Source organism: Novosphingobium sp. AP12 (assembly GCF_000281975.1).
Lineage (GTDB): Bacteria > Pseudomonadota > Alphaproteobacteria > Sphingomonadales > Sphingomonadaceae > Novosphingobium.
Genome location: NZ_AKKE01000126.1, coordinates 37986 through 52170, shown reverse-complemented (window position 1 = coordinate 52170; position 14185 = coordinate 37986). Strand labels below are relative to the sequence as shown.

Annotated in this window: 20 protein-coding genes; 3 read left to right on the top strand and 17 right to left on the bottom strand. The window is 68.0% G+C overall.

What is annotated here, in order from left to right; genetic code table 11:
• Positions 1-74: 74 nt before the first annotated feature.
• The 3 genes from PMI02_RS18055 to PMI02_RS18045 all read right to left on the bottom strand — a co-directional run bounded on the left by PMI02_RS18055 (position 75) and on the right by PMI02_RS18045 (position 1921).
• Positions 75-410, bottom strand: a complete 336-nt coding sequence (locus PMI02_RS18055) for a hypothetical protein (protein ID WP_007685453.1) — start codon at positions 408-410, stop codon at positions 75-77.
• A gap of 133 nt (positions 411-543) precedes the next feature.
• Positions 544-1122 (bottom strand): nitroreductase family protein, encoded by a 579-nt coding sequence (locus tag PMI02_RS18050; protein ID WP_007685452.1) that lies wholly within the window; start codon positions 1120-1122, stop codon positions 544-546.
• Positions 1123-1222: 100 nt separating this feature from the next.
• Positions 1223-1921 carry a pirin family protein gene (locus PMI02_RS18045; protein ID WP_007685450.1) on the bottom strand — a complete coding sequence of 233 codons (699 nt, stop codon included), beginning with the start codon at positions 1919-1921 and terminating at the stop codon, positions 1223-1225.
• Between the two features lie 111 nt (positions 1922-2032).
• Between PMI02_RS18045 and PMI02_RS18040 the strand changes: the two genes are divergently transcribed.
• Both PMI02_RS18040 and PMI02_RS18035 read left to right on the top strand, forming a co-directional pair.
• Positions 2033-2947 carry a LysR family transcriptional regulator gene (locus PMI02_RS18040; RefSeq protein WP_007685448.1) on the top strand — a complete coding sequence of 305 codons (915 nt, stop codon included), beginning with the start codon at positions 2033-2035 and terminating at the stop codon, positions 2945-2947.
• Between the two features lie 31 nt (positions 2948-2978).
• Positions 2979-3722 (top strand): folate-binding protein YgfZ, encoded by a 744-nt coding sequence (locus PMI02_RS18035; protein ID WP_007685446.1) that lies wholly within the window; start codon positions 2979-2981, stop codon positions 3720-3722.
• A 3-nt stretch (positions 3723-3725) separates the two neighbouring features.
• Here the strand turns inward: PMI02_RS18035 and PMI02_RS18030 are convergent, their stop codons facing one another.
• The 4 genes from PMI02_RS18030 to rplU all read right to left on the bottom strand — a co-directional run bounded on the left by PMI02_RS18030 (position 3726) and on the right by rplU (position 5877).
• The gene (locus PMI02_RS18030; protein ID WP_007685443.1) at positions 3726-4295 is read right to left on the bottom strand and encodes a GNAT family N-acetyltransferase; all 570 of its coding nucleotides are present in this window, start codon (positions 4293-4295) and stop codon (positions 3726-3728) included.
• A 198-nt stretch (positions 4296-4493) separates the two neighbouring features.
• A complete protein-coding gene (locus tag PMI02_RS18025) occupies positions 4494-5066 on the bottom strand; it encodes a GNAT family N-acetyltransferase (protein ID WP_007685440.1) in 573 nt (190 codons plus the stop codon).
• Positions 5067-5284: 218 nt separating this feature from the next.
• On the bottom strand, positions 5285-5557 hold the full coding sequence (rpmA, locus tag PMI02_RS18020) for a 50S ribosomal protein L27 (protein WP_007685438.1): 273 nt from the start codon (positions 5555-5557) through the stop codon (positions 5285-5287).
• Positions 5558-5580: 23 nt separating this feature from the next.
• A complete protein-coding gene (rplU, locus tag PMI02_RS18015) occupies positions 5581-5877 on the bottom strand; it encodes a 50S ribosomal protein L21 (protein WP_007685436.1) in 297 nt (98 codons plus the stop codon).
• Between the two features lie 257 nt (positions 5878-6134).
• On the opposite strand from rplU, the gene PMI02_RS18010 reads away from it, so the two are divergent.
• Positions 6135-6659 (top strand): hypothetical protein, encoded by a 525-nt coding sequence (locus PMI02_RS18010; protein ID WP_007685434.1) that lies wholly within the window; start codon positions 6135-6137, stop codon positions 6657-6659.
• An 82-nt stretch (positions 6660-6741) separates the two neighbouring features.
• Here PMI02_RS18010 and PMI02_RS18005 read toward each other — a convergent pair whose 3' ends face one another.
• From PMI02_RS18005 to PMI02_RS17960, 10 genes are all read right to left on the bottom strand, one after another.
• Positions 6742-7182, bottom strand: coding sequence for a molybdenum cofactor biosynthesis protein MoaE (locus PMI02_RS18005; RefSeq protein ID WP_007685432.1), 441 nt, complete (start codon positions 7180-7182; stop codon positions 6742-6744).
• A gap of 1 nt (position 7183) precedes the next feature.
• Positions 7184-7444: a MoaD/ThiS family protein gene (locus PMI02_RS18000; RefSeq protein ID WP_007685430.1), complete on the bottom strand. Its 261-nt coding sequence runs from the start codon at positions 7442-7444 to the stop codon at positions 7184-7186.
• 2 nt (positions 7445-7446) lie between these two features.
• The gene (moaA, locus tag PMI02_RS17995; RefSeq protein ID WP_036504439.1) at positions 7447-8466 is read right to left on the bottom strand and encodes a GTP 3',8-cyclase MoaA; all 1020 of its coding nucleotides are present in this window, start codon (positions 8464-8466) and stop codon (positions 7447-7449) included.
• Positions 8463-8810 (bottom strand): Rossmann fold domain-containing protein, encoded by a 348-nt coding sequence (locus tag PMI02_RS17990; RefSeq protein WP_007685426.1) that lies wholly within the window; start codon positions 8808-8810, stop codon positions 8463-8465. The genes moaA and PMI02_RS17990 overlap by 4 nt, the downstream gene beginning before the upstream one ends.
• Positions 8807-9181, bottom strand: coding sequence for a dihydroneopterin aldolase (locus PMI02_RS17985; RefSeq protein ID WP_007685425.1), 375 nt, complete (start codon positions 9179-9181; stop codon positions 8807-8809). Before PMI02_RS17985 ends, PMI02_RS17990 begins: the two co-directional genes overlap by 4 nt.
• 8 nt (positions 9182-9189) lie before the next feature.
• Positions 9190-10083, bottom strand: coding sequence for a class I SAM-dependent methyltransferase (locus tag PMI02_RS17980; protein WP_007685423.1), 894 nt, complete (start codon positions 10081-10083; stop codon positions 9190-9192).
• Complete coding sequence (thrC, locus tag PMI02_RS17975; RefSeq protein ID WP_007685421.1) at positions 10083-11486, bottom strand: threonine synthase; 1404 nt, start codon at positions 11484-11486, stop codon at positions 10083-10085. Before thrC ends, PMI02_RS17980 begins: the two co-directional genes overlap by 1 nt.
• A gap of 148 nt (positions 11487-11634) precedes the next feature.
• Complete coding sequence (locus PMI02_RS17970) at positions 11635-12669, bottom strand: zinc-binding dehydrogenase (protein ID WP_007685419.1); 1035 nt, start codon at positions 12667-12669, stop codon at positions 11635-11637.
• A complete protein-coding gene (locus tag PMI02_RS17965; protein ID WP_007685417.1) occupies positions 12666-13679 on the bottom strand; it encodes an LLM class flavin-dependent oxidoreductase in 1014 nt (337 codons plus the stop codon). The genes PMI02_RS17970 and PMI02_RS17965 overlap by 4 nt, the downstream gene beginning before the upstream one ends.
• On the bottom strand, positions 13679-14182 hold the full coding sequence (locus tag PMI02_RS17960) for a nuclear transport factor 2 family protein (protein WP_007685415.1): 504 nt from the start codon (positions 14180-14182) through the stop codon (positions 13679-13681). The genes PMI02_RS17965 and PMI02_RS17960 overlap by 1 nt, the downstream gene beginning before the upstream one ends.
• Positions 14183-14185: the final 3 nt, after the last annotated feature.

The following is a 14185-nucleotide window of genomic DNA, read 5'->3' as shown; positions in this document are numbered from 1 at the left end:
GCTATGGCCGAGAGCGCGCGCCATGACGAGCCAAGGCTTGCCTCGCGGCCGACAAGGACCGCTTTGGAGACGGTTCAGAACTTGATCTTCGCGCCCACCATGACGCGGTTGCTCACCGCGCCGGGCAGCACGTTCTGGTCGACATGCAGGTCGAGGGTGGCGTTTTCACCAAGGCCCAGCTCCGCGCGCGGCAGGCCCCCTTCCACCGCATAAGCATCCGGCAGCGGCCGCACGCGCTCCTTTTCGGGGTTCGTGGCGCAGACCACGATCTCGCCCGGGCGACCCTCGGGGCAGCGGCGCCTTACCGCGCGAAAGTCGACCCCATCCTCGCCGGAGGGCATCTGCGCGAGGTCGAATGCGGCAGCCTCGATCGCGGGCGGCGGCGGGGACGGCAGGTCGGCGATCGGCATGGCGGCCTCGCGAGCGGCGGAAAGAGCCGGCAGTTGGCCATGCAATAAAGGCGATTTCGTGGCCCGCTCAGCAAACGGCCCGGCCTCTCCTGCGAGAGACCGGGCCAGATGTACCAACAGCCGAGCGGCTGGATCAGGCGAACTTGCCCGCCTTGGCGATCTCGGCGAGCGGCTTGCGGGTGCTGGCGACTTCGCGCTCCTGCAGGAAGTCGGGCAGCGAGGCCCTGTCGCCCTGCTTGCCGATGGTGAAGCCGGCTTCGAGGCGGTAATCCTCGGGGATGCCCAGCGCGGCCTCGGCCTCGCCGAACTTCAGGCCGGTCATGCCGTGGGTGTGGTAGCCCAGCGCCTGCGCCTGAAGGGCGGCCAGCGCCCAGGCCGCACCGGCATCGAAGCTGTGGCTGTGGTTGTCCGAGTTGCCCTTGTCCGATCGCATGTACTTGTCCGAGACGACGAACACGAGCGCCGAGGCGTCCTTTGCCCAGCTCTGGTTGAAGTCGATCAGCTGCGAGAGGAACAGGTCCCAGCTCGCATCGCCGCGGCGCGCGTAGAGGAAGGTCCAGGGCTGCACGTTGTAGGCGGAAGGCGCCCAGCCGGCCGCTTCGAGGATGGTGTCGAGGTCCTCCTGCGGGATCTCGCTGCCATCGAAGGCGCGGGGGCTCCAGCGATCGACGATGAGCTTCTCGATCTTGGGGTTGGCAATGCGTCCGGTCATCGAAAACTGTCCTTATCTGCACACGCTGAGCTCTGCTCAGGTTTGGGAGGAATTGCGCAAGCAGGCGGGCGACCCTTGCGAATCGCCCGCCGCTCGTATGTCAGGCCGCGTCGACGAGGACCAGTTCGGCATCCTCGAGCGCGGTCACGGAAATCGTGTCGAGCCCGGTGATGGCCACGCCGTCGCGGGCGCCGGCTTCCACGTCGCCCACCCTGATCCGGCCCTTGGCGGGAACGAGGTAGGAATGGCGGCCCGGCGCGGTTTCATACGTCACCGTCTCGCCCGCCTTGACCGTGGCGCCCAGAACGCGGGCCTCGGCATTGATCGGCAGCGCATCGTCGTCGCCCGCGATACCGCTCGCCAGGGTGACGAAGCGGCCGGTGCGGTCGCCCTTGGGGAAGGGGCGCGCATCCCACTGCGGCTTCTCGCCGCGGCGGTCGGGCATGATCCAGATCTGGAACAGCGTGGTGTCCTCGTCCTCGAGGTTGTATTCCGAGTGCTGGATGCCGGTGCCCGCGCTCATGACCTGCACGTCACCGGCCTCGGTGCGGCCGGTGTTGCCCAGGCTGTCGCGGTGGGTGATCGCGCCCTTGCGGACGTAGGTGATGATTTCCATGTCGTTGTGCGCATGGGGCGGGAAGCCGGTCTGGGCGGCGATCGTGTCGTCGTTCCACACGCGCAGGCGGCCCCAGTTGGTGCGCGCCGGGTCATGGTAGCCACCGAACGAGAAGTGGTGGTGAGCGTCGAGCCATCCGTGGTTGGCGGCGCCGAGGCTGTCGAAGGGGCGGAGTTCGATCATGGCTGGTTCCTCGAATTGGTGAGGTCGGGTTGACCTGTTGCGCCCTATCTATGGCTTGCAAGCCGATCGCATAATTGCGATAAAATCGACAAAGTTATTCGGAAAACCTGAATGGTCGATCTCGTTGCCCCCAGTCTCGATCACCTGCGCTGCTTCCTGGCCGTGGTCGAGGAGGGTAGTTTCAATGCCGCCGCGCGCAAGCTGGGCCGGGCGATCTCGGTGGTCAGCTACGCCATCGCCCAGCTCGAGGCCCAGCTCGACGTGCGCCTGTTCGACCGTGAGGGCTCGCGCCGTCCGGTCCTGACCGACGAAGGCCGCGCCCTGCTATCCGAGGCCCACGCGATCTCGGACGACGTCGACGCCCTACTCGCCAAGGTGCGAAGCCTGAGGCAGGGGCTGGAAGCCGAACTCTCGCTGGCGATCGACGTCATGGTCCCCGGCCACGTCCTCGCCCGCCTGCTGCGCGACTTCCAGGTGCGTTTCCCCACCGTCCCGCTGCGCCTCAACGTCGAAGCGCTGGGCGCCGTGGCAGCACTGGTGCTGGAAGGCCGCGCGACGCTCGCCATCGCCGGTCCCGACATCGTCGACCTTGCCGACATCGAGCGCGAGATCATCGGTTCGGTGGAACTGGTGGCCGTCGCCGCGCCCGACCACCCGCTCGCCCGCGCCGGCAAGATCGCGCCGGGTGAAGCGCGCAAGCACCTGCAGCTGGTGCTGACGGACCGCTCGCCGCTGACCGACGGGCGCGATTTCTCGGTGTTCAGCCCGCGCTCGTGGCGTCTGGCGGACCTCGGCGCCAAGCATGCGCTGCTCAAGGAGGGGATCGGCTGGGGCTCGATGCCGCGCCATGTCGTCACGGGCGACATCGAATCGGGGGCGCTGGTCGAACTGCAGCTGCCCGAGCGGACGGTGATCGACTACGCGCTGGTCGCGCTATGGCGCAAGGACACGCCGCCCGGCCCCGCCGCGCTCTGGGTGCTGGACGAGATGCGCGAACGACTGGCGAAGTGCCCGACGAACACTTGAGCCGATCCGCGATTCGCCCCACTTAGGGGCCATGACCGCAACCCGCCTGTTCGACCGCGCCCTCATCCGGCTTTCCCCCCGTCCCGATTCGTCCGAAGACGTCGTCGATTTCCTCCAGGGCCTCGTGACCTCGGACGTCGCCAAGGCGCTGCCGGTCTGGGCCGCGCTGCTGACGCCGCAAGGCAAGGCGCTGTTCGACTTCATCGTCTGGCCCGCAGGCGTTGGGTTGCTGATCGACTGCGAGGCCGAAGTCGCCGACGCGCTGGTGAAGCGCCTGTCGATGTACCGGCTGCGCAAGGCGATCGACATCGTCCGCGACGACCGTCTCGCGGTCCACTGGCGTCCCCATACCGGCGATGGCGCCGCTCCCGATCCGCGCCTGCACGCATTGGGCGAGCGCTGGGTCGCCCCCATCGACGAGACCGACCCCGAGGAAGCAGAAACCGGCGCAGACGCTGCCTGGCGTGCGCACCGGCTGGCGCAAGGCGTGCCCGAAGGCCGCGCCGAACTGGGTGACGGTGAGACGCTCTGGCTGGAATGCAACGCTGCCGAGCTGAACGGCGTCAGCTTCACCAAGGGCTGCTACGTCGGGCAGGAAAACACCGCGCGGATGAACTGGCGCGCCAAGGTCAACCGCCGGCTGGTGGTCGTCCCCCTCGCCCGCTCGGACGAAAAGCGCCGACGCGCCGCCTATCCCGAGCTGAGATTCGCGGTCGATCACCTGCGGATCGAGGACATTACCCCGGACGTGGCGCCGCACTGGTTGCCGGCGTAGCGGTCAGGCCGCGCTCGACTCGCTCATCGCGCTGTCGGAAGTGTCCATCCTCGGGCTGGCGCGGCGTTCGAGGTCGGCGACGTAGATCCGCACCGCGTATTCCATCGCCCGCGACGCGCTGTAGCGCGACTTCACCTGCCCGGTATCGCGGAAGCCCGCGCTTTCGAGCACCTGGTGCGTGCCCGGGCTGTCCGCGAAGTGACTGGCGACGATTCGGGTGTGTCCGAGCGTCCGCGCCTGTCCGATCAGTGCCCGCAGCGCCTCCCCGGCAAAGCCCCGGCCCCGGTGCCGCGCTGCGATCCAGTAGCCGACCTCCACGTCCTCGTCGTACCGGCCAAGGCCAATGCCGCCGACGAGCTGGGGGCCGCCCGGTGCGCGCAGGTACATGAAGAAGTGGGGCAGGCGGGGGTCGCGCGGGCGGTCGAGATAGGCGCGCACATCCTTTGCCGTCCGGGGCAGCGGCGCCACCCCGACATTGCGCTGGATATCCTCCTCCCCGAGCACCTCGACGAGATCGTCCAGGTCTTCAGGCCAGGCGGGCCTCAGAAACAGTCTCTCCGTGCGGACGAACATTCCATGGTTCTCCGTCGTATTTGTACGGGGATCATGCACACAAGCTTCTGCCAATGCACGAAGTTTGCTGCATGCCGAATGCGGCACGCGATAAATACCTGACAGGACCCGATTAACGCAGGGTAAGAGCGCCCCTAGGGGTAGTCCTCTAAGAAGCGGCCTGCCTTCCGAATCACGCAGTCGCGTGTCCGGTCTTCGTCAGGCCGCGCGTCGGCGGTTCATGGCGTCGTCGCCGTCACAGTCGCCGGGCGAATCGCCGGACGATTCGAACAGCACCTCGTACTCGCGCGAGGGGCTGGCGAAGCCGCGCCCCTTGCTGAAGCGCTCGACCACGCGGCCGGTCCGCCGAAAGCCCACTTTCTCGAGCACCCGGCCCGAAGCCGCGTTGTCGATGTAGTGGCTGGCGACCACGCGGCGGTGGCCCAGCGCATGGGCGAGGCCCAGCACCGCGCGTGCCGCCTCGGTGCCGAACCCGCGGCCCCATTCGCCGGGGGCGATCCAGTAGCCCAGGTTCACCTCGCCATCGAGCAGCGACAGGCCGCACCCGCCGATCAGGCGCGCGCCTCCAGCCCCCGGCACGGTGATGAGGAAGCGAGGCAGCAGACGGTCCTGCGCCATGGCGATGAAGGTGTGCGCGTCCTCGGCCGTGTAGGGCCAGGGCACATTGGCAAGGTTGTGAACGATCGCCTCGTCGGCGATCAGGGTGAGCAGTTCCTCCCAGTCCTCGGACCAGCCGGGGCGCAGGAACAGCCTTTCGCTGCGAATGAACATCGTCGTCTCTCCATCCGCCCCGCCGGCCCGTTAACGGGCGGACGTGACAGTGCGATTACGCAAATGCCTGCAATCGAACGCAACATCGCGCGAAACAGGCGGCAGAGGGAGAAACGGAAAAAGGGAGACGGGCTTTATGGCCCTCTCCCTCGTTCTGCCACGCTCAGGAGCGTGGCGGGGGCCATCCCGTCAGGATGGCCCTATGCAAGACCATCCGATTACTCGGCGGCTTCCGCGAGCTGCGCGTCGACCGACACGTACTTGCGGCCCTGCTTGCCGTCGTGGAAGCGCACGCGCCCTTCGGCGGTCGCGAACAGGGTGTGGTCCTTGCCCATACCCACGTTCACGCCGGGGTATACGCGAGTGCCGCGCTGGCGGATGATGATGTTGCCGCCGATCACTTCCTGACCGCCGAACTTCTTCACGCCGAGACGGCGGCCAGCGGAGTCGCGACCGTTACGCGACGAACCGCCTGCTTTCTTATGTGCCATTTCTGGTTACTCCGAAATCTGGGTCAGCCGACGGACACGATGCGCAGCAGCGTGAGCTGCTGGCGGTGGCCGTTCTTGCGACGGTAGTTGTGACGGCGGCGCTTCTTGAACACCACGACCTTCTCGCTCTTGGCCTGCGCGATGATCTCGGCAGCAACCGTGAGGTTAGCGATGTCCGCGACCTCGCCGTCCTTGCCGGCCAGAAGAATGTCACCCAGGGTGATCTTGTCACCGGCTTCACCAGCCAGCTTCTCGACCGCGATCTTGTCTCCGGCGGCAACCCGGTATTGCTTGCCGCCCGTGCGCACAACTGCGAACATGGTGCCCTTACCTAATATCAATGTGCCCGAAACGAGCCGAAACAGAACTGCCCCGGCCGCTCTGGTTCCGAGGAACCATGAGCCTTTCGGGCGACGCGCCGACCGCCCCGCTTGGCGCGGGGTGCCGGAAAGAGAGGGTGCCGTTAGTGGATGGACCGATTCGTGTCAACAAGGACTAGCCCCGTCGGCGGCCAGTTCCCGGTCGAATGGCGACGAAAGGGCCTCCCGCTACCGCGCGACCATGCTATGGCAGCAACATGACCCGCGCGAAAGCCCGTTTCCTCGCCCTGCTGCTCCCTTTCGGCATGGCAGCCTGTTCCACATCCGGCTCCTATCCCTCGCTCGCCGTGCGCGATGTCGAGAGAGTCGGGGGCTCGGGTACGCCCGCCGCGGACGAGGCGCCTGCCGTCCCGGCTCTGCCACCCGCCAGCGCGGACCTCGTCACGAAGCTAAAGGGGCTAGTGAACGTGGCGGAGGCGGCGGACCGGCAGTTCCAGACCAACCGCACCGCAGCCCAGCGCGCCGTAGCGGCAGCTGGGAGCGAAGGCAGCGATTCGTGGAGCGCGGCAAGCGTCGCGCTCGCGAAGCTCGAATCGAGCCGCTCCAGCGGCATGGGCGCGCTTGCCGAACTCGACCTGCTTTACGCCGAGGCCCGCAGCACCGCGCCGCTGGACGAATCGCCGAGCGCCACGGCTATCGGCGGCGCTCGCTCGCAAGTGGCTGCCCTGCTCGATGCACAGGACAAGGTCATCGCCGAGCTTTCGACGCGCCTCAAAGCCTGAAGGACGGACGAAAAGCCCCGCCCCCCTTGCGACGGTGGCAGTATATTCGTTGATTGGCGTTGGATGCGCGGGATTTGGCGCACTACCAGCGGCCGATGTCCTCGAAGTCCTGCGCGCGCGGTTCGATCCAACGCCATTCGCCGGCGACCTTCTCGCGCTTCCAGAACCACGATTCGCTCTTGAGGTGGTCCATCGCGAAGTCGGCGGCGGCGAAGGCGTCGCGGCGGTGACGCGCGGCTGCGGCGACCAGGACGATCGGCTCGCCCACCGCCATCACGCCGCTGCGGTGGATCACCAGCAGCCCGTCGAGCACCCAGCGATCCCGCACCCGCACCGCGAGATCCTGCATCGCGGGCAGGGTGAGCGGATCGTAGTGCTTGAGTTCCAGCGCCTCTACCCCGCCGCCCTCGCGGACCTGGCCCAGGAAACTGACGATCCCGCCGGCCACGATATGCGCCGCGGTGAAGGCGCGCAGTTCCTCCGCCGGGTCGAACGGGGCGGCGAGCAGGCGCACGTCGGACATGTCAGCCGCCCGAAACGGGGGGAAGGAACGCGATCTCGTCTCCGTTGGAGAGCATGATGCCCTGCTTGTCGGCCACGAGCGCGCCGTTGAGGGCGACTTTCACACGGTCGCTGGAGATCAGGTCGGCCAGTTCTGGGGAGTATTCGTCAGAAAGCCGCGCCACCAGTGCCGTCCAATCCAGAGGAGCGTCTAGCGCGAAATCCGCACCGCCGCTTCCCGCCAGCTCCTCGAGCCGGCCCAGGAACACCAGCCTCGCCGCCATCGTCAGCCGCCGGTCATCGACATGTGGCGCGGCAGGGCCGGAGCCGCGCCCCGCTGGTCGATAGCGAAGTTGTGGCGCGCGGGCTTGATGCGCATGGCGAGGTCGAGCGCTTCGGTCAGTGCCGTTTCCGGATCGTCCGAACGCAGCGCGGCGCGCAGGTCGACCTGCTCGCTGCCGCCTAGGCAGGCGTAGAGCTGGCCGGTCGCGGTGACGCGGATGCGGTTGCAGCCTTCGCAGAAGTTGTTGGTGAGCGGGGTGATAAGGCCGAGCCGGCCGCCGGTTTCAGCCACGTCCCAGTAGCGCGCGGGACCGCCGGTGCGGTGACCGCTGGGCGTCATCGTCCAGCGCCGCGCGAGGTCGTCCTGCACCGCGACGAGCGGCAGGTAGTGGTCGATGCGGTCTTCCTCGACCTCGCCGAGCGGCATGACCTCGATCAGCGTGGCCTCGAACCCCTGGCCGTGCGCCCAGGCGATGAGGTCGGCGATCTCGTGCTCGTTGATGCCCTTGAGCGCGACCGTGTTGAGCTTGACCTTGAGGCCCGCCGCCTTGGCCGCCGCCAGCCCTTCGAGCACCTGCGGCAGCGAATCGCGGCGGGTGAGCTTCGCGAAGCCATCGCGGTCGAGCGTGTCGAGCGAGACGTTGATCCGCCGCACGCCCGCGGCGTAAAGCGGCTCGGCGAACTCGGACAGGCGAGTGCCGTTGGTGGTGAGGGTCAGTTCCTCGAGATGTCCGCGTCCGTCATCGGCGCCGATGCGGCGGCCAAGCGCCTGGACCAGTTCGATCATATCGCGGCGCACCAGCGGTTCGCCGCCGGTCAGCCGGATTTTGGTGATGCCCCGCGCGATGAAGCCGAGCGCGAGATCGTGCATCTCGTCGAGGGTCAGCACGTCCTTCTTGGGCAGGAAGGTCATGCGCTCGGGCATGCAGTAGGCGCAGCGCAAGTCGCAGCGGTCGGTGACCGACAGGCGCAAGTACGTGATCCTGCGCTGGAACTGGTCGACGAGGGGCGCTGGCGATGTCATCGGGGAGGATATAGCACTCCGCCCGCGCCAGTTCCATCCAGCGGCAGCAATTGACCGGTCACGCCTCCTGCACCGTCAAGCCAGCGCGAGGCGGCGGCGGTGGCATCGGCCTCGCCCGACTCCACCGCGTTGATGCGCGAGGGGGCGAAACGGCGGGCGAGGCCCTGCACCACGGCGAGGCGCCAGGCGCGGTGATCGTGGCCGGCGGGCAGGAACACGAGCGTCAGCGGGTCGGCGCCGCCCAGCAGCGTGGCCACGACCGAGGGCAGCAACCGGGCATGGAAATCGGCCGCGGCCTCGAGCGCGTCTTCCGAGAGCGGCCCGAGGTGCAGCAGTTCCGTCACCGGCGGCGATCCCGCGACAAGGTCATCCCGATCTGCTCGTTGGCCTCGGTGAGCGCCAGCTTGACGATCTTGACCGTGACCGCCTCGACCCGCTCGTCCTGCAGGAACAGCGTTTCGCAGATGTGGTCGGCGACCGCCTCGATCAGCTTGAAATGAAGCCCCACCGGCAGCGCCTCGGAGGCGGCGAACTTGAGGTCCATGTAGTTCTTGCTGGCGGTCAGCGGCGTGTCGGGCGCGTAGTGGTCGGCCGGTGTCAGCCGCACCGTGATGGTGAAGCGCAGCGGCTGCGGCTTGCCCGTCTCTTCGGAGTAGATGCCGGTCAGGACATCCTGCTCGAAGTCGGCAATTTCAAGGATCAGCGAATCGGCCATGGCGCGCCTTACTCGGGATTCGACCAGCGCGCGAATATCGCGGTGGGAAGGAGGCGGCTCTGCTCATCTTCGCGAACGGCAAGGTCGCCGTGCTCGATGACGCCGGGCAGATCGGTGAACAGTTCTTCCATCAGTCCCGCCAGAGCCAGCGACGACATGCGCACGGCGTAGACGGTGAGGAACAGGAAGCGGCTGTCGGCGTCGAGCAGCTTGCGGCAGTCGGCGAGCAGGCCCGGAAGGTTCTCCTCCAGCCGCCAGGTCTCGCCGGTGGGACCGCGCCCGAACTTCGGGGGGTCGAGGATGATGCCGTCGTAGCGCTTCTCGCGGCGCACTTCGCGTGCGGCGAACTTGGCGGCGTCGTCGATCATCCAGCGCACCGGACGGTCCTGAAGACCCGCCAGGGCAGCATTCTCGCGCGCCTGTGCCACGGACTTCTTGGAGGCATCGACGTGCGTCACCGGGCCGTGCGCCGAAAGCGCCAGCGTACCCACTCCGGTGTAGCCGAACAGGTTGAGGGTGCTGGCATCCTCGCGGCCGGCCAGCATCCCGCGCATCCAGTTCCACACCGGTGCCATGTCGGGGAAGAAGCCGAGGTGGCGGAAGGGGGTGCACTGCGCGGTGAACTTGACCTCGTTCCACGCGAGCGGCCAGCCGCCCGGCGGCACTGCCTTGTCGAACTGCCACCTGCCGCCGCCGTCCTCGTCGGAGCCGGGGACGAACTCGCCGTGGGCATCCCACTCACCGCCGGCGATACGCGGGCTCCACATGGCCTGCGGTTCGGGGCGCACGAAGCGATAGTCTCCGTAGCGCTCGAGCTTGCGGCCATGGCCCGAATCGACGAGCCCGTAGTCCGCCCAGCCCTCGCCCGCGAGGATCAGGGGCTGGGGAGAGAGCGTAGCCATCAGACCCTGGGGCTGGCGTGCTGCGCCACGTATTCGGTGACGGCCTCGAAAGTGCCGGGAAGCGTCTCGCACTTCTCTTCGCGCTCGAACAGGTCGCCGACGCGGGTGGGAAGGCTCGGGCGGTGGCCGGTGGCGCGCTCGACCGCCTCGGGGAACTTGGCCGGATGCGCGGTCGCCAGGGTGACGACCGGGGTGCCCGGCTCGATCCCTGCGCTGCGTGCGGCGAAAAGGCCGCAGGCGGTGTGCGGGTCGATCAGCTCGCCGCAGCTTTCCCAGGCCCAGCGGATGGTGGAAGCCATCTCGTCCGCATCGGCGCGGGCCGAGGTGAACAGCGCCGAGGCGCCTTCGCGCTGGGCATTGGTGAGCTGCATCGCCTTGGTGCTCTCGAACCCGGCCATCTGAGCGGCCAGCGCCTCGCCGTCACGGCCGCCGAGGTCGAACAGCAGGCGTTCGAAGTTGGACGAGACCTGGATGTCCATCGAGGGTGCGGCGGTCGGCGTTACGGTGCCCTGCGAGTAGTCGCCGTCGGCCAGCGCGCGGTGGAGGATGTCGTTGACGTTGGTGGCGACGATCAGCTTCTCGATCGGCAGGCCCATCTGCGCGGCCACATAACCGGCGAAGACGTCGCCGAAGTTGCCGGTCGGAACCGAGAACGCGATCTTGCGATGCGGCGCGCCTAGCTGGAGGCCCGCGGCGAAGTAGTAGACCACCTGGGCCATCAGGCGCGCCCAGTTGATCGAGTTCACCGCGCCGATGGAGAAACGGTCGGTCATGCCCTTATCGTTGAACACGCGCTTCACGATCGCCTGCGCGTCGTCGAAGTTGGCGTGCTCCAGCGCGATGTTGTGGACGTTGGGGGCCAGCACCGTGGTCATCTGCCGGCGCTGGACGTCCGAGACGCGGCCCTGTGGGTGGAGCATGAAGATATCCACCTTGGCGCGGCCCGCCACCGCATCGATCGCCGCCGAGCCGGTATCGCCCGAAGTCGCGCCGACGATCGTCAGGTTGCGGTCCGAGCGGCCGAGGAACTCCTCGAACAGCAGGCCCAGGAGCTGCAGGGCCACGTCCTTGAACGCCAGCGTCGGGCCGTGAAACAGCTCCAGCAGCCACTGCTGCTCGTCGAGCTGCCTGAGCGGCGTGACGGCGTCGTGCGCGAAGCGGCCGTAAGCCTGCGTGGTCAGTTCGAGCAGGCGCTCTTCGCTGAGGCTTCCCGCCACGAACGGCGCCATGACCTTCGCGGCCAGCTCGGCATAAGGCAAGCCCGCGAAGCCTGCGATCTCGTCTGCCGAGAAGCGGGGCCATTCGCGCGGGACATAGAGTCCGCCGTCCGATGCGAGCCCGGCGAGCGTCGCGCCTTCGAAGTCGAGCGCCGGTGCGCTGCCGCGGGTGCTGATATAGTCCATGGGAAAGCGCGGTTAGCGAGGGCGCGAGGAAATGAAAAGCCCGTCGTTGGCGGCGGGCGGGAAAGATTTGAATCAGGGCGGGCGACGGGAGACCTGCGGCGGCGGTCGGAGGGGCCTGGCCCCATGGCCCCAGGTCTTACCCTCCCCCCTACAGCAGCCGAGGATCCACCACCGTGCGCACCGGCGTCCCCGGCGCCGACAGGTTGGCGATCGCCCCGGCCACCGCACCCAGCCCGATCCGCCCGCCGAGCCACGGCGTCACGTCGATGCGCCCATCGGCGATGCTGCGCATGGCGAGGTCCATGTCCTGCGGTTCCTCGCCGCCGGCGAACTGGATGTTGAGGCGTTTGTTCTGCGCAGCGAAGACGTAGAGCGGCTCGGGCTCCATGCAGTAGCCGCCCATTACGATGCGCCCGTCGAACGGCGCGCTCTCGATGATCCGCTGCAGCATGCCGGGCAGGCCGACGTTCTCGTAGATCAGGTTGACGCGCTTGCCGCCGAGGTCGGGGAGCGGGCCGTAGGGGTCGGTCTCGCGCGGGTCGATGGCGATGTGGGTCCCCATCCTGAGCGCCAGTTCGCGGCGGTCGGCGTGGAAGTCGGCCGCGACGATCGGGGCCACCCCCGCCAGCGCCAGGCCTGCGATCACGCCGAGGCCGATGGCGCCGCAACCGAGCACCAGCGCCACGTCGTCCTTGTCGGGCCGCCCCCGCCGCGCGTGTTCGAGGCCGACCGCGAGCGGCTCGATCAGCGCCGCGTGGTCGTCGGGCAGCCCGTCCGGGATCTCGAGCAGGAAATCCTCGTCGAGCAGCATGAGTTCGCCGCAGCCACCGGGGCAGTCGTGGCTGAAGCCGACGACCGCGTGGGCACCGCCCTGCCGCATGATCGGCACCGAAGTGACCCGCCGCCCCGTCGCCACCGGGCGGCGGCTGCCGACGCCATAGTCCAGCACTTCGCCGACATATTCGTGGCCCGGCACGAAGGCGCGCGTATAGTCGAGCGCGGCATAAGGCCCGCCCATCTTGCGCGACAGGTCGATGATGTGTTGCCCGCCGGTCAGGAAATGCGCGTCGGAGGCGCACAATCCGCAGGAGTGGGTGCGCACCAGCGCCTGCCCCTTGCCCGGCTCCGGGTCGGCGAATTCGCGGACATGGACCTCGCCGTTCTCGATGCAGGCGGCCTTCATGCTGCGATTGCCTCGCGCAGCGCGGGCATCGTTTGCTCCAATAGCCTGAGGCTCTTCCAGCCTTCTTCGGGCGACAGGCCGCCGAGCAGCGGCTGGAAGCCGATGTTGCCGCCTTCGAGTTCCTTAACCTTGTCGAGCAGCATCTGCGGCGTCCAGGCGACGAACATGCCCGCGTGGCGCAGCACGGCGGGGTCGGTCAGGCCTTTGAACGGCGAGTTGGAGCCGTCGCCCTCGGCCGCCGCCCACTTGGCGTATTCGGTGATGACGTGGACGGCGTGAGGGGCGATGGCGTCCCAGCCCTGGTCGGGGTCCTCGCACAAGTGCACCGCCATCGGCATGCCGGGACGCGGGCGGAAGTACTGGCGCGGCCGGTGGCCGAGGCGCTCGCATTCGGCGAGGTAGATGTCGACGAGGTCGCCTTTCATCGGCCCGAAGCCGACCCCGAACTTCGCCGCGCGCTTCGCCGAAGCGGGGACGCCGCCGCCGACGAGGATGATGTCCTCGGGCTCCTGCACCGGCAGCGGGCGCACGAAGATCGGGCGCGCCGCCTCGCCTTCGCCGTGCTCGAACCGCTCGCCCTTGAGCGCGCGCAGGATCACTTCCAGCCCCTCGTCCATGAGCTTGGCGCGGTCCTTGAGCGACTTGCGGAACATCGCGAATTCATAGGGCACATAGCCCGCGCCGAAGATGACCCCGAGACGCCCGTTCGACATGTTGTCGACCACCGCGATCTGCTCGGCGAGTTCGAGCGGATCGTGCAGCGGCAGGATCACCGCGCCCAGCAGAAAGCGGATGCGCTTGGTCACCGCCGCCATGCCGCCCGCCAGCGCGAAGGGCTGCGGCAGGTAGCCATCGTCCGAGCCGTGGTGCTGCATCAGTCCGATCTGGTCTGCGCCGATCTCGTCGACGAACGCCGCCATCTCGATGGCGGCGCGGTAGAGCTCGTGCGTCGGCGTCGCCCAATCGGGCGAGCGCATGTCGAACGAGACGGAAACCTTGAAGTCCTTCATCACGCAGCTCCCAAAGCTTTGTAGGACGGGTCCTGCGGATCTCGGCGCGTCCATTCGTGGCGGTTCATCGGCGTAACCTCGCGGATCGAATCGTAATCGATCACGGTGTCGCGGTGGTCGATGCGCCACGCGCCGTCGCGGCGCGACCAGCGGTCGCAGTACCGCGCCCAGATTTCCATGTGCATCATCTTCCCCTCGCGCTCCATGCGCAGGGTGGCGGTGACGTAGGCCTCGCTGCCGGCGCTCTCCTCGCTATGGAGGACGATGTTGATGTTCGAGACCTGGTGCGAATGGGCGATGAGGCCGCGGTGTGCCTCGCAGACCCAGTCGATCGCGCCGGGCCCGGTGCCGCGATAACCGGTGGGGCCATAGTCCGCCGTCGCCTCAGGGTGGAACACCGAGTGGCCGAGCGGCACGTCGAGTCGGTCGACGCTGCGGCAGTAGCGGTAGATTTGTTCGGTGATCGCGTGCTTGGCGGCGATCTGCTCGAAGCTGTCGGTCATCGG

Bases quoted from the DNA above. Each gene is read 5' to 3' on its own strand.
- PMI02_RS18055 (WP_007685453.1), bottom strand. From the start codon at position 410: ATGCCGATCGCCGACCTGCCGTCCCCGCCGCCGCCCGCGATCGAGGCT.
- PMI02_RS17960 (WP_007685415.1), bottom strand. From the start codon at position 14,182: ATGACCGACAGCTTCGAGCAGATCGCCGCCAAGCACGCGATCACCGAA.
- PMI02_RS18035 (WP_007685446.1), top strand. From the start codon at position 2,979: ATGACCGCAACCCGCCTGTTCGACCGCGCCCTCATCCGGCTTTCCCCC.
- PMI02_RS18005 (WP_007685432.1), bottom strand. From the start codon at position 7,182: ATGTCCGACGTGCGCCTGCTCGCCGCCCCGTTCGACCCGGCGGAGGAA.
- PMI02_RS18040 (WP_007685448.1), top strand. From the start codon at position 2,033: ATGGTCGATCTCGTTGCCCCCAGTCTCGATCACCTGCGCTGCTTCCTG.
- PMI02_RS18025 (WP_007685440.1), bottom strand. From the start codon at position 5,066: ATGTTCATTCGCAGCGAAAGGCTGTTCCTGCGCCCCGGCTGGTCCGAG.
- thrC (WP_007685421.1), bottom strand. From the start codon at position 11,486: ATGGACTATATCAGCACCCGCGGCAGCGCACCGGCGCTCGACTTCGAA.
- PMI02_RS17970 (WP_007685419.1), bottom strand. From the start codon at position 12,669: ATGAAGGCCGCCTGCATCGAGAACGGCGAGGTCCATGTCCGCGAATTC.
- rpmA (WP_007685438.1), bottom strand. From the start codon at position 5,557: ATGGCACATAAGAAAGCAGGCGGTTCGTCGCGTAACGGTCGCGACTCC.
- PMI02_RS18050 (WP_007685452.1), bottom strand. From the start codon at position 1,122: ATGACCGGACGCATTGCCAACCCCAAGATCGAGAAGCTCATCGTCGAT.
- PMI02_RS17985 (WP_007685425.1), bottom strand. From the start codon at position 9,181: ATGGCCGATTCGCTGATCCTTGAAATTGCCGACTTCGAGCAGGATGTC.
- PMI02_RS17980 (WP_007685423.1), bottom strand. From the start codon at position 10,083: ATGGCTACGCTCTCTCCCCAGCCCCTGATCCTCGCGGGCGAGGGCTGG.
- moaA (WP_036504439.1), bottom strand. From the start codon at position 8,466: ATGACATCGCCAGCGCCCCTCGTCGACCAGTTCCAGCGCAGGATCACG.
- PMI02_RS18010 (WP_007685434.1), top strand. From the start codon at position 6,135: ATGACCCGCGCGAAAGCCCGTTTCCTCGCCCTGCTGCTCCCTTTCGGC.
- PMI02_RS18030 (WP_007685443.1), bottom strand. From the start codon at position 4,295: ATGTTCGTCCGCACGGAGAGACTGTTTCTGAGGCCCGCCTGGCCTGAA.
- rplU (WP_007685436.1), bottom strand. From the start codon at position 5,877: ATGTTCGCAGTTGTGCGCACGGGCGGCAAGCAATACCGGGTTGCCGCC.
- PMI02_RS18045 (WP_007685450.1), bottom strand. From the start codon at position 1,921: ATGATCGAACTCCGCCCCTTCGACAGCCTCGGCGCCGCCAACCACGGA.
- PMI02_RS18000 (WP_007685430.1), bottom strand. From the start codon at position 7,444: ATGGCGGCGAGGCTGGTGTTCCTGGGCCGGCTCGAGGAGCTGGCGGGA.
- PMI02_RS17965 (WP_007685417.1), bottom strand. From the start codon at position 13,679: ATGAAGGACTTCAAGGTTTCCGTCTCGTTCGACATGCGCTCGCCCGAT.